General features: G+C 68.8%; 8 protein-coding genes and 2 pseudogenes. 3 read left to right on the forward strand and 7 right to left on the reverse strand.

The window, feature by feature from the left end:
- Positions 1–216 precede the first annotated feature (216 nt).
- Complete coding sequence (locus ACIQCZ_RS35990) at positions 217–540, forward strand: M55 family metallopeptidase (RefSeq protein ID WP_402289152.1); 324 nt, start codon at positions 217–219, stop codon at positions 538–540.
- Between the two features lie 116 nt (positions 541–656).
- On the opposite strand, the gene ACIQCZ_RS35995 is transcribed toward ACIQCZ_RS35990, so the two are convergent.
- From ACIQCZ_RS35995 to ACIQCZ_RS36020, 6 genes and pseudogenes are all read right to left on the reverse strand, one after another.
- Positions 657–860 (reverse strand): hypothetical protein, encoded by a 204-nt coding sequence (locus ACIQCZ_RS35995; protein WP_402289155.1) that lies wholly within the window; start codon positions 858–860, stop codon positions 657–659.
- 106 nt (positions 861–966) lie between these two features.
- Positions 967–2088 (reverse strand): alpha/beta fold hydrolase, encoded by a 1122-nt coding sequence (locus ACIQCZ_RS36000; protein ID WP_402289158.1) that lies wholly within the window; start codon positions 2086–2088, stop codon positions 967–969.
- Entirely contained in the window at positions 2085–2618 is a 534-nt protein-coding gene (locus ACIQCZ_RS36005; RefSeq protein WP_402289160.1) for a phage holin family protein, read from the reverse strand. Before ACIQCZ_RS36005 ends, ACIQCZ_RS36000 begins: the two co-directional genes overlap by 4 nt.
- A gap of 47 nt (positions 2619–2665) precedes the next feature.
- Positions 2666–4072, reverse strand: coding sequence for a Na+/H+ antiporter NhaA (gene nhaA / locus ACIQCZ_RS36010; protein WP_402289163.1), 1407 nt, complete (start codon positions 4070–4072; stop codon positions 2666–2668).
- Between the two features lie 243 nt (positions 4073–4315).
- The gene (gene acs / locus ACIQCZ_RS36015; RefSeq protein ID WP_402289166.1) at positions 4316–6313 is read right to left on the reverse strand and encodes an acetate--CoA ligase; all 1998 of its coding nucleotides are present in this window, start codon (positions 6311–6313) and stop codon (positions 4316–4318) included.
- A 416-nt stretch (positions 6314–6729) separates the two neighbouring features.
- Positions 6730–9456 (reverse strand): annotated as a pseudogene (locus tag ACIQCZ_RS36020) (bifunctional SulP family inorganic anion transporter/carbonic anhydrase); the annotation flags it as partial.
- Between the two features lie 373 nt (positions 9457–9829).
- Between ACIQCZ_RS36020 and ACIQCZ_RS36025 the strand changes: the two are divergent.
- Positions 9830–10954 (forward strand): annotated as a pseudogene (locus ACIQCZ_RS36025) (hypothetical protein); the annotation flags it as partial.
- A 388-nt stretch (positions 10955–11342) separates the two neighbouring features.
- Here ACIQCZ_RS36025 and ACIQCZ_RS36030 read toward each other — a convergent pair.
- Complete coding sequence (locus ACIQCZ_RS36030) at positions 11343–12338, reverse strand: ATP-binding protein (RefSeq protein ID WP_402289168.1); 996 nt, start codon at positions 12336–12338, stop codon at positions 11343–11345.
- A gap of 102 nt (positions 12339–12440) precedes the next feature.
- Here ACIQCZ_RS36030 and ACIQCZ_RS36035 point away from each other — a divergent pair, with 102 nt between their 5' ends.
- Positions 12441–13265: an oxidoreductase gene (locus ACIQCZ_RS36035; RefSeq protein WP_402289171.1), complete on the forward strand. Its 825-nt coding sequence runs from the start codon at positions 12441–12443 to the stop codon at positions 13263–13265.
- The last annotated feature ends 94 nt before the right edge of the window (positions 13266–13359 follow it).

Consider the following 13359-nt stretch of genomic DNA (forward strand, 5'->3'; position numbering starts at 1 on the left):
CCCACTCCGCATTCGTCAGATCCCCACGTCCCATCCCACCACCCTGACCTCAACACCCCACCCCTGTCAGGAGATCCGAGAAACAGACCCTAGTGCCCCTCCCGGCAAGCTCTGCCCCGTCGCGCCGTCCAGCACGCACGCTCGCACGCACTGGACGACACTCCTCACGGGGCAAACATTGCCGGTCACGGCACTAGTCGTAGGGCCGGGCGCCCCATGGGCGGCATCGGTCTCGACGCCGTCATGGCCGGGCACATGGGCGTGCCGGTCGTGCTGTTCGGCGGCGACGACGCCGCCTGCGCCGAACTGAGCGATCTCGTCTCCGCCGCGGTCATCGTCGCCGTCGAAGAACCGCTCGGCGCCGAGGGCGGCCGACGGGCGTTCCCGCTCGCAGCGCGAGACGTGCGCGGCAGCTCCGGGTGCGTGCGGTCGCTCCCAGCACACTCGCCGCGCGCGGGCGCATCAGCACCGGGTACGACTTCGCGGAGCCGTCCTTGCAGCACACTTGCCGCGCGCGGGCGCATCATGCGTGCTGAGTGAGCGCGTCCGTGTGCACGTGCATGTGCGCTGCCCGCGTACTGGTCGTTGGCAGCCGGGAGACAGCGGCGCAGGTCCCGCCCGGCCGGTGAACGCTCACCGGTCGGCCGGGGCAGGTCTCATCCGCGTGGATGGCGCAGTCGCGCCGAGACCCAGCGGGCCCGTCGGCGCAGAATGTGCGGAATGCCGAGCTGGGGATCATGCAGAACATGCATATCTTGCACCCGGCCCTGGGGGCCGCCCCCCTCATGAATGCTCGGACCCGCCGTGGCGGTCGAGCGACGGTTGCGTGCTGCGTCACCGAAGTCGTGCGTCCAGCCCATACCCCGACGTCTGCCCGTGCCTCATGGTCGGTAACCGCCCATCCGTCAGCCAATTGGCCTATGCGCCGGGCAATTGGCTGTTCGTCGGACAACTGTGCCCGTACGGCTACCGATCGGGCTCGGGATCCTTGAGCCAGTTGATGAGTTCGGCCGAGAACCCGGCCGGATCCTCTTCGTGGGGGAAGTGCCCCAGACCGTCGAAAAGTCGCCAACGGTACGGTGCTTCGACATACTCGCCGGAGCCCGCCGCGCTCCGTGTACGGATCGCCGGATCGAGTGAACCGTGCACATGCAGTGTGGGTACCCGCACCGGGCGCTTCATCCGCCGGTTGAACTGGATTCCGTCCGGACGGGCCAGGGAGCGGACCATCCAGCGGTACGGCTCGATCGAGCAGTGCGCCGTCGACGGGATGCACATCGCGCGACGGTAGACGTCCACCGTCGCCTCGTCGGGGAACTCCGGGGTCCGGGGGCCCGCCCAGTCGTGGATCAGCCGGCCCACCAACGCGGCGTCGTCCGCGACGAGCTGACGCTCCGGTACCCACGGACGCTGGAAGCCCCAGATGTACGAGCCCGCCCGGGTCTGTGCGAAGTCGGAGAGCATCGAGGAGCGCCAGCGGCGCGGATGCGGCATCGAGGAGACCACGAGGCGGCGGACCAGCTTCGGCCGCATCACCGCGGCCGTCCATGCGAGATAGCCGCCCATGTCATGGCCGACCAGGGCCGCGTCCGGTTCGCCGAGGGAACGAATCACCCCGGTGATGTCGAGCGCCAGATTGGCGGGGTCGTACCCCCGCGGCGTACGGTCGCTGCCGCCGACTCCGCGCAGATCCATCGCCACGGCGCGGAAACCGGCGTCGGCCAAAGCGGTGAGCTGATGCCGCCAGGTCCACCAGAACTGCGGGAAGCCGTGCAGCAGCAGCACCAGGGGCCCCTCGCCGAGTTCGGCGATGTGGAAGCGGGCGCCGTTGGCCGCCACGTCCCGGTGGGTCCACGGCCCGTCGAGCCGCACGGGTCCACCGGCGCCGACCGGGCCGGGTGACGCGGAGGAGCTCGGCGGGCCGGAGGGATCGCAGGAGCCGGAGGCGCTGACCACGTCCGCCCGGCCGCCCACGTCCGCCCGGCCGTCCGGGCCCGCAGCCCGGCCGTCCGGACTTACCTGACCTTCCGGGTCTACCGGTCCTACTGGTCCTACTGGGTCGGATGCGCTGGAATCGGGGACCGTCATGTGGACGAGCGTGCCACAGCCGACGCCTCGTCCTGGACCGGAGCCTTCTCCAAGGCCTTGTCCGCCCGTGTGCTGCCCGTGACGGCCGGACGGCTCGCCCCGGCCGTCACGGCGGGCCGGGGGTGCGGCTTGACGCCCTGCAGCACGGCTGCCGTCTGCTTGGCCGAAGCGATGGACTTCTCCGGCGGCTTCACCTTCTTGAACTTGGCGACGGCGAACAGCGCGAGCAACGCACCCAGAATGATGAAGGCGCCGCCCACGATCAGGAACGACCAGGCCAGTCCGAGCCCCAGGTAATGGATGCCGTACGCCGCCGCGAAGCTCAGCACCGGGATCGCGAACAGAACCAGTACGCCCGCGATGACGAACGCCACGCTCCCGGTCACGCCGCGCTTGACGTCCTGCCGCACTTCGGCCTTGGCCAGGGCGATCTCGTCGTGCACCAGTGCGGACATCTCGGCCGTCGCCGCAGCGACCAGCTGTCCGAGACTGCGGTCGGCGCTGCCCGCGTTGTTGCCGGGGTCGCTCATCCCTGACTTCCTCTCCTGCGCTCCTGCTCAACACATCTGGTGTCAGATCATGCCGGACTGTCCGGCTTGTTGCTCGCTGCCCCCGCCAGTTGGGCAAGACGGCGGTGCTCCGCCGCCTTCTTCTCGTAGATCACGGCCATGCGCAGGTGGTACTCCGGGTCGCCCTGTTCGTACACGTCGGGCACACCGTCCTCGTCCTCGTCGAGTTCCTCGGCCTCGTGCAGCGTCCGGTACTTTCGGACCCGGAGTTTGAGCAGTACAGCGGAGAGTACGGCGGCTGTCAGGGAGCCGAGCAGCACGGCGGCCTTGATCTCGTTGATCGTGTCCTCGTCGCCGGCGAAGGCCAGCTCGCCGATGAGCAGCGAGACGGTGAAGCCGATGCCGGCGAGCGTGGCGACCGCGAAGACGTCCGCCCACGCCAGGTCCTTGTTCAGCTCGGCCTTGGTGAAGCGGGTGGCCAGCCACGTTCCGCCGAAGATGCCTACCGTCTTGCCCACGACGAGCCCCAGGACGACACCGAGCGTCTCGGGCCGGGTGAAGACATCCGCCAGTGCGCCGTCGGAGAGGGAGACACCGGCCGAGAAGAGGGCGAACAGAGGTACGGCGACACCGGCCGACAGCGGGCGTATCAGGTGTTCGATGTGCTCGCCGGGGGAGCGGGTCTCGCCCTCGCGCCGGACGCATCGCAGCATCAGGCCCATGGCGACACCGGCGATCGTGGCGTGGATGCCGCTGTTGTACATGAGGCCCCAGATGACCAGGGCGAGCGGTACGTAGATGTACCAGCCGCGCACGTTCTTGCGCAGCAGCAGATAGAAGACGGCCAGACCGATGAAGGCGCCGAGCAGCGCCATGAAGTTGATCTTCTCGGTGAAGAAGATCGCGATGATCAGGATCGCGAAGAGGTCGTCGACGACGGCGAGAGTCAACAGAAAGGCGCGCAGCGCGTTCGGCAGCGAGGTGCCGATGACCGCGAGGACGGCGAGCGCGAAGGCGATGTCGGTGGCGGTGGGGACGGCCCAGCCGCCCGTGGAGCCTCCGCCGAACACCGCCACGAGTGTGTAGACGACGGCCGGAACGGCCATTCCGCACAGCGCGGCGACGACCGGGAGAGCGGCCGCCTTGGGGTCGCGCAGTTCGCCCGCGACCAGTTCCCGCTTGAGTTCCACGCCTGCGACGAAGAAGAAGACCGCGAGCAGCCCGTCCGCCGCCCAGTGCTGCACGGAGAGATTGAGGCCCAGCGACCCGGGACCGAAGTGGAAGTCGCTGACGGCGGCGTAACCGGATCCGAAGGTATTCGCCCAGACCAGGGCGGCTATGGCGGCGACCAGCAGGATGACCCCGCCGACGGTCTCGGTGCGCAGTGCGTCCGCGAGATAGTTCCGCTCGGGCAGGGACGGACGTCCCAGAAAGGTACGGCGCGAGGGTGTGGGTGTGGGGGTGGGCGCGGCCACGAGCGGGGACCTCCGGGTCGGTACGGCAGCGATGGCATGGCTGATGCACTTGCCGACCAGACTTCCCGGCACACCCTGTGGAGATTTCTTATTGCTTTGTTGACGCGCCTGCCACTGTACCCGGGGTGCGCGGATCTGTATGCGGTGATCTTCACCTTAAATGCCCGAGGGGCACCCGGCATGTTGCCGGATGCCCCTCGGGGACGTACGTGCTGCGGTCGCCATGAAAGGAGGAGGCCGGGCTCAGTCCTCGGAGGAGGAGGACGGCAACTGGGTCTGGATGAGGTCCATCACCGAGGAGTCGGTGAGCGTCGTGACGTCGCCCAGCTCGCGGTTCTCGGCGACGTCACGCAGCAGGCGCCGCATGATCTTGCCGGAGCGGGTCTTCGGCAGTTCGGCGACCGGCAGGATCCGCTTCGGTTTGGCGATCGGGCCGAGCGTGGCGCCGACGTGGTTGCGCAGTTCCGCGACGAGCTCGTCGGAGGCGGTGGCCGTACCGCGCAGTATCACGAACGCGACGATGGACTGGCCGGTCGTCTCGTCGGCGGCGCCGACCACCGCGGCCTCGGCGACCGACGGGTGCGACACGAGTGCCGACTCGACCTCGGTGGTCGAGATGTTGTGCCCGGACACGAGCATCACGTCGTCGACCCGGCCGAGCAGCCAGATGTCACCGTCCTCGTCCTTCTTGGCGCCGTCGCCCGCGAAGTACTTGCCCTCGAAGCGCGACCAGTAGGTGTCGATGAAACGCTGGTCGTCGCCCCAGATGGTGCGGAGCATCGACGGCCACGGCTCGGTGAGGACCAGGTAGCCGCCCCCGCCGTTCGGAACCTCGTTGGCCTCGTCGTCGACGACCGTGGCGGAGATTCCGGGCAGTGCGCGCTGGGCGCTTCCCGGCTTGGTCTCCGTCACGCCGGGCAGCGGCGAGATCATCATCGCGCCGGTCTCGGTCTGCCACCAGGTGTCCACGATGGGGCACTTGTCGGCGCCGATGTGCTTGCGGTACCACATCCACGCCTCGGGGTTGATCGGCTCACCGACGGAACCGAGGACCCGGAGACTGCTCAGGTCGAACTTGGCGGGGATGTCGTCACCCCACTTCATGAACGTACGGATCGCGGTCGGCGCGGTGTAGAGGATCGTGACGCCGTACTTCTGCACGATCTCCCAGAAACGCCCCTGGTGCGGGGAGTCCGGCGTGCCCTCGTACATGACCTGCGTCGCGCCGTTGGCCAGCGGGCCGTAGACGATGTACGAGTGGCCGGTCACCCAGCCGATGTCGGCGGTGCACCAGAAGACGTCGGTCTCCGGCTTGAGGTCGAAGACCGCGTTGTGGGTGTACGCCGCCTGCGTGAGGTAGCCGCCGGAGGTGTGCAGGATGCCCTTCGGCTTCCCCGTCGTACCGGAGGTGTAGAGGATGAAGAGCGGCTGCTCCGCCTCGAAGGCCTCGGGGGTGTGCTCGGCGGACTGCCGTCCGGTGATCTCGTGCCACCAGACGTCGCGGCTCTCGGTCCACGCGGTGTCCTGGCCGGTGCGCCGCACTACGAGGACGTGCTCGACGCCGTCGATACGGGAGACGGCGTCGTCCACCGCGGGCTTGAGCGCGGACGGCTTGCCGCGGCGGTAGCCGCCGTCGGCGGTGATGACGACCTTGGCGTCCGCGTCCTGGATACGGGCGGCGATGGCGTCGGCGGAGAAGCCGCCGAAGACCACCGAGTGCGCGGCGCCGATCCGGGCACAGGCCAGCATCGCGATGGCGGCCTCGGGGATCATCGGCAGATAGACGGCGACCCGGTCGCCCTTGCCGACACCGAGCTCGATGAGCGCGTTCGCGGCGCGCGAGACCTCGTCCTTCAGGTCGGCGTAGGTGATGGCGCGGCTGTCGCCGGGCTCGCCCTCGAAGTGGATGGCGACCCGGTCGCCGTTGCCGGCCTCGACGTGGCGGTCCACGCAGTTGTACGCGACGTTGAGCCTGCCGTCCGCGAACCACTTCGCGAAGGGCGGGTTGGTCCAGTCGAGCGTCTCGGTCGGCTCCGTGGCCCAGGTCAGGCGACGAGCCTGCTCGGCCCAGAAGCCCAGCCGGTCCGCCTCGGCCTGCTCGTACGCCTCCGCTTTGACGTTGGCATTGGCGGCCAGATCGGCAGGCGGTGCGAACCGCCGCTCCTCCTTGAGCAGATTGGCCAGGCTTTCGTTGCTCACGACATCTCCCATTCCCAGGGTGTCCGTTGTGTCCCGGGGCATAGCTCATCAGGCCAAAGGCCGGGTGACAAGTGTCTGCCCGGAATTGGTTTAGACCTGTGTCTCGTGTATGGAGACACGATCCCGCCTCCATGTGCGGTGCGATGTGGAGGCGGGACCACAAGGTCTCACGGACCGGATGTGCGTGTGGTTCAGACGCCGGTACGTTCCCGCTCGCCCGGACCGGAGGGATCACCCGGGACGGTGGTCTCCCCGGAGGCGTGCCCACTGCCCGAGGTGCGGGATTCGGTTGGGGGACGGGTGTGGCCGGAGGCGGAGAATTCGGCCGGGGTGTCAGTGGTGCCGGAGGCGGAGAATTCGGCCGGGAGGTCGGTGGCGCCGGAAGCGTGGGATTCGCCCAGGGCGTGTCCGCAGCCCGGGGCTCGGGCATCGGATGCGGTATGGGTGTTACCGGAGCCCACGCGGTCGAAGACCTCGTCGAGGGCCAGTCCGGCACTCGCGTCCTCCGCCAGCAGATAGGCCTGTGCCTCGCCCACGTGGAAGTACATCCCGTGCAACTGGAGCGTGCCCTCGGCGAGCCGCCTCGCCACCGATTCATGGGCGCGCAGATGGTCCAGTTGCTGGACCACATTGGTGAGGCAGAGCTGCTCCAGCGAATCGGCCGGCAGCCGACCGGAGATCCGGGCCCAGGCGTGATGCCGCGACGCCATCCGCTCCAGGCTCGGCAGCCCGTGTCTCAGCCAGCGCCACAGGGAGGTCCGCGGAGTGTCCGGATCTGGCCTGGCTCCGAGCAGCGCCTGCATCGCGCCGCAGCCGGAGTGGCCACAGACGGTGATGGAATCCACTCTCAGCACATCCACCGCGTACTCGATCGCGGCGCCCACCGAGTCGTCACCCGACTCGGCGTCCGGCGGCGGTACCAGATTGCCGACGTTCCGCACGGTGAACAGATCACCCGGGCCGCTGGCCGTGATCATGCTGGTGACCAGGCGGGAGTCGGCGCAGGTGATGAAGAGCTGGGAGGGGCGCTGGCCCTCGCGGGCCAACCGGGCCAGCTCCTCGCGTACCAGCGGGGCGGTGTTGCGCTGGAACGAACTCAGGCCGTTGACCAGGTGGTTGCCCCCGGTCCGACGCGGGATGGCGGTGGGCGAGGCGGCCGTGGCGGGAGCGCCGGGGGCTCCTGACGTGGGGACGGAGGTGTCGTCGGTGCCGGGTGCCGGATTCCGGGCGGCACCTGAGGCCGGGTCCGCACCGAGGAGGCCGTCACTGAAGGGGCTGTCCGGGCCGTGACGGGTCTCGGGCGGCTGCTCGGGCAGGTCGTGGCAGTGATGGTTGCGCCACGGTGTCCAGGGGCGGCAGCAGGAGTGCGCCGCCGACGCGGGCTCGGCGATCCGGCCGCCGGACTTCCCGGTGAAGACGACCCGGCCGCCGTGGGCCGTCTGGGCAAGGCTCCAGTCCTGGATCGTCTCGTACGCCGCATGGTCCATGAAGAAGCCGTCCAACTCGATGACGGCATCCCCGCCCTGCGGCAGCTGGGCGAGAGTCCGGCTGAGGCGAGGCACCGCGAGGAACGTCAACTGGCCCCGTACGACGACCAGATGCTCTCCGCCCTGATCGATCACGGTGATCCTCGTCCGTGCCAGCCTGTGCAGGGCGACAGCCACGGCCACCGCAATGCCGATCGCCACGCCCTTGAGCACGCCGAAGAGGACCACTCCGGTGATCGTCGCCCCGTACACCAGGAATTCCCGGTGCTTATGGACATTGCGGATGTGGGCGAAACTCACCATCTGGATGCCGACCATCATGACCAGCGCGGCGAGAGCGGCGAGCGGAATCCACTCCAGCACGGTGACAAGCAGCCCGGTCGCGAGCACCACCCAGACACCGTGCAGCACGGTGGAGGCACGGCTCGTCGCCCCGGCACGCACGTTCGCCGAACTGCGCACCGCACCACCGGACACCGCCAGCCCGCCCACCAGCCCGGACAGAGTGTTGGCGATGCCCTGGGCCCGCAGCTCACGATCGAGATCGGCGCGTCTGACGGGTGGTGGGGCGGGTGCCGTGGGCGGAGCCGAGGGCGCCGGTGCGGTCAGGGACGGGGGCGGAGGTGAAGAGAGGGGTGGAGGCGAGGTCGAGCCTGGGCCGGAACCCGAGGCGGGGGGCGAGTTCGGGGACGGATTCGTACCCGGGGTCGGTGTCGAGACCAAGGCCGATCTCGTCCGCGCCCCCGAGGCCGAAGCCGGTCCGGACGCCAAGCCGGCCTTGGGCCGGGCGGAAGTCCGCTCCCCGGCGCGATCGGCCGAGAGTTTGTCCACGGCGACTGCGGCGAGCAGTGACTCCAGGCTTGCCACCAGCATCACCGTGAATACCGCGGTGGCCAGGGCGAGTACCGGACCGTGCGGCATCTCCGGCAGGGCATGCGAGCGCCAGGACGGCAGATCGACCCGGGCGATCCCGGGCGCCGCGACCGCAGCCACCGCCGTCGCGGTCACCACTGCGGCGAGGGCAGCCGGAATGCGCCGTACCACTCGACCGATGCGTCCCGGAAGCCGTGGCCACAGGACCAGAATCGCGATGGTCAGCAGGCCGATCAGCGGGGCGGCCGGGCTCACCCGCCCCAACTGGCGCGGGAGCGCGAGAGAGTTGGCGACCGCCGAACTCTGTGGCGAACCGCCGAGAACGATGTGCACCTGGGCGAGGGCGATCGCCACGCCGATTCCGGCGAGGGTGCCGTGCACGATGGCGGGGCTGACGGCGAGGGCGCTGCGCGCTGCCCGTAGCGAGCCCAGCAGGATCTGCAACAGCCCGGCGCCGATGGTGATCGCGCAGGTGGTGCGCCAGCCGTAGATCTGGATCAACTCGGCTGTTACCACGGTCAGTCCGGCGGACGGTCCGCTGACCTGGAGGGGTGTGCCGCCGAGCAGTCCGGCGACGATGCCGCCGATCGCGGCGGAGATGAGACCGGCCTCCAGCGGGGCGTCCATGGCGACGGCGAGGCCGAGCGACATGGGGACGGCGAGCAGGAAGACCGTGATCGATGCGGACAGGTCGGCACCCGCGATGCGGAATCGTCCGCCGCGTGGTGGCGGTGGCGGGCTGTGTGGTCGCTTGACTCCCGAGGCGCGGTGTGGGCGCGAACTGCGGGATGTGTGGTCATGACGAGTGGGGACGCAGGCAGACATGTTCCCGTCTCCTCCGGGGCAGCGCGGTCGCGGAACGTTGGGGACGCGGCCGTGGGTCACGGCGTGCAGCGGCGGGATTTCTCAACTCTCAGTAAACAGATCGTAATGGAGAGTAAAGGCCTGTGTCCATCATTGAGGACAAATGGACTAGTCAATCGCCCATTCAAGTGAATAGGTAGTTTTTCATAAGGTATGTCGTACTGATTTCCGCAAAACCGTGTGCGACCTTGGCCGCGAGGGTCGGGATATTTCTGCGCAAGTCACCTGCGACGAAGAGGGCGGGCAGGTGCTGGCTGTCACGAGGGGTGTCACGAAGGGAATCACCGCCGGACGGGTTGCCCTGGGCGTCACGGTCGTTGCGCTGATCGCGGGAATGGCAGGCTGCTCCTCCGGTCCGGATCCCGTCGTCGGAGCCGCCGGACCCGGCGCCGCGAAGCGGGACGCCGGGGCGCGGAAGAAGAACCCTCAAGTCGCGCCCAAGAGCCCGTTCCGGCTCATTGGCGACGGCTCCACGGCCTTCACGGGAACCCAGCCGAAGCAGCCGGTGGCACAGCGCCTGGCGCCCGGCCGGAAGCCGCCGCAGTTCGTGGTGTTCTCGTGGGACGGCGCCGGAGAGGACAGCCAGAAGCAGTTCTCGTACTCCCGCGAGGTGGGCAGGAAATACCACGCGAACATGACGTACTTCCTCAGTGGCGTCTACCTGCTGCCCGAAGACAAGCGCGAGCTCTACGACCCGCCGAAGCACAACGTCGGCAGCTCCGACACCGGCTTCAACGACACCGAGGGGACCCGGAACACCATCACCCAGGTACGGGGTGTCTGGGAGGACGGCGACGAGATCGGCACCCACTTCAACGGCCACTTCTGCGGCCCCGAGGGAGGCGTCGGCGCCTGGTCCGTCGATCAGTGGAAGAGCGAGATCGACCAGGCCAAGTCCTTTGTGAAGAGCTGGAAGACCAACGACCCCGGCCTCAGAGGTGAGAAGCCACTTCCCTTCGACTACGACAAGGAACTCGTCGGTGGCCGCACCCCTTGTCTGGAGGGGCGGAAGAACATGGTGGCCGCAGCGCGGACGATGGGGTTCCGATACGACTCCAGCGGCGTCGACAACCAGGTCTGGCCGAAGAGGAAAGGGGGCATGTGGGACCTGTCGATGCAGCTCGTTCCAGTCCCCGGGCGCGAGTTCGAGACCCTTTCGATGGACTACAACTTCATGTTCAACCAGTCCGGTACGACGCAGGGCGACCCGAGCCGGCACGCGTACTGGGGCAAGCAGATGCGCGACGGCTTGATCCAGGCCTTCGACCGCGCATACGAAGGAAACCGTGCTCCGCTGATCATCGGCAATCACTTCGAATCCTGGAACGGTGGCACATACATGCGCGCCGTCGAGGAGACCATCGCGACGGTCTGCACCAAGGAGGGCGTCCGCTGCGTGTCCTTCCGGCAGCTGGCCGACTGGCTGGACGCACAGAACCCGGCAACGCTGGCGAAGCTCTGAACCCTTGATGTCGGGCAGGCCCCGGCGAAGGGCTGGGCGGAGCTCCTCGGCGAAGCCGGGAACGCGGGGGCGGAATCCGGCAGGGGGTCGGATGCCGGCACCGCGTCGGATGTGGGCAGGGCATCGGGCGTCGGCAAGGCTCACGCGGAGTCCGGCGCGGATCAGGCCGGTCACAGCACCAGCTGATTGACATCATTCTCCGGGCGCGCTCTCCTGTCGTGCCTGTCGCCCGGGCTCGCCGACCGCGCTCGGTGGGCCCGGTCGGGACCGTCCGACGGTTGCGCAAGGCGGCTGGGTTGCGCGCCTTTCGGCCGTGGCCGGCAGGCGAAGGCGCAACGGCACCCCGGCGGGAAGAGCGCGTGCTCCAGGCCGGGGCGCCGGCCGATCAGGCAGGCTGAGCGGCGCCGGTCTGCGCGAACCGTTCGTCGAGCACGAAGGCGGGGTCGACCTGGGCAGCCAGATCGGCGCCCGTCTTCTCGTTGCCCCAGCTCTCCGCGTTCTTCAGATGGAAGTGCACCATCTGTCGCGTGTAGCGCTCCCAGTCACGTTGCTCGTACGAATCCTCCGCCGCGTTCTGCAGCGCCTGCAGGGCCATCCTGTTGTCCGCCTCAAGCAGTTCGAAACGGCCGGGCCTGCCCTTCTCCATCGCGCGTACCCAGTCGGAGTGCCCGACGCTGACCAGCAGGTCGTTTCCCACCTCGGCGCGCAGGAAGTCCAGATCGTCCTCACCCTGCACCTTGTTGCCGATGACCTTCAGTGCGACCCCGAAGTCCCGCGCGTACTCCTTGTACTGGCGGTAGACCGAGACACCCTTACGGGTGGGCTCTGCGACCAGGAACGTCATGTCGAAGCGGGTGAACATCCCGGAGGCGAAGGAGTCCGAGCCCGCTGTCATGTCGACGACGACATAGTCGTCGGGGCCGTCGACGAGATGGTTGAGGCAGAGCTCGACCGCGCCGACCTTGGAGTGATAGCAGGCCACGCCCAGGTCCGACTCCGTGAACGGGCCGGTGGCCATCAGCCGGATCTCCCCGTCGTCGAGCCGGACCGTGCGGGCGCACGCGTCGTAGATCGGGTTGTCCTCGCGGACCTTCAGCAGCCGCGAGCCCTCGCCGGGCGGAGTCGTTTTGATCATCGTCTCGACGGAGGCGATACGGGGGTTGCTGCCGCGCAGATACTCCTTGATCAGCGGTAGCTGGGCCCCCATGGCGGGCAGTGCCGTGGCCTCCTGGTCATCGAGACCGAGTGCGGCTCCGAGGTGCTGGTTGATGTCGGCGTCCACCGCGACGACATGGGCTTCATTGGCGGCAAGGTGGCGGATGAAGAGCGAGGACAGCGTGGTCTTGCCGCTGCCGCCCTTCCCTACGAAAGCGATCTTCATGTTCACCTAGGGTAGCGGCGCAATTGCGGACTGCTGTCACGTTTCGTGAAGATGACCACTCCCGGGCGGTATCCGAGTGAGGGGCGCGTAGCCTCCCTACTTATGAGTACGACTGCCTCTGATCCGCTTGCCGCCCTGGGCGCTCTGCCGGGAGTCGCCGATGCGGTGGACTCCGTACGCAAGGCCGTCGACCGGGTCTACGGTCACCGCGTCATGCGCCGCCGCAGCAACGAGGTCACCGCGGAAGCGGCCCTGCGCGGCGCCCGCGGCTCGGCGGCGCTGTCCGGTGCCGACTGGAACCTGGAGGAGGTGCGGCGGCGCACCGATTTCAGCGGCGACGGCGAGGCGCATGTGATCGGGGCCGCCCTGAGGCTGACCGCCGAAGCAGGTCAACTCCTTTCCATCTGGCGGCAGTCGCCGCTGCGGGTCCTGGCGCGGCTGCATCTGGTTGCGGCCGGTGGCGCGGAGCCCGAGGAAGCTGTCGGCCGGCCACGGCTGGCGGGCGAACCCGTGGACGAGCCGCTGATCGAAGCGCCGCTGCCGGATGCCGACGAAGTGGCCGGGAGGCTGGAGGGGCTCTCCGGATTGATCCTCTCCGGTACTGCGGCGCCCGCACTGGTGACGGCGGCGGTCGTGCACGGTGAACTACTGGCCCTGCGCCCCTTCGGCTCGTACAACGGCCTCGTCGCTCGGACCGCCGAGCGGATCGTGCTGATCGGGAGCGGGCTCGACCCCAAATCGATCTGCCCGGCCGAGGTGGGCCATGCCGAACAGGGCCGCGCGGCGTACCTGGCGGCGTTCGACGGCTACCTTTCGGGGACGCCGGCCGGGATGGCGGCCTGGATCGCGCACTGCGGGCGCGCCGTGGAGCTGGGCGTCAGGGAATCGACGGCAGTGTGCGAGGCCCTTCAGCGCGGCGCCGCCTAATGGGGCGGCGGGACGTCGACGTGCCGCAACGAGGCGGGCCCGTGGCGCATGGGTTCCATCGGCGTGGCTTTGTCTCTGTGACTCCGGAGCCCTG

The organism is Streptomyces sp. NPDC093149 (assembly GCF_044754145.1).
Taxonomy (GTDB): domain Bacteria; phylum Actinomycetota; class Actinomycetes; order Streptomycetales; family Streptomycetaceae; genus Streptomyces.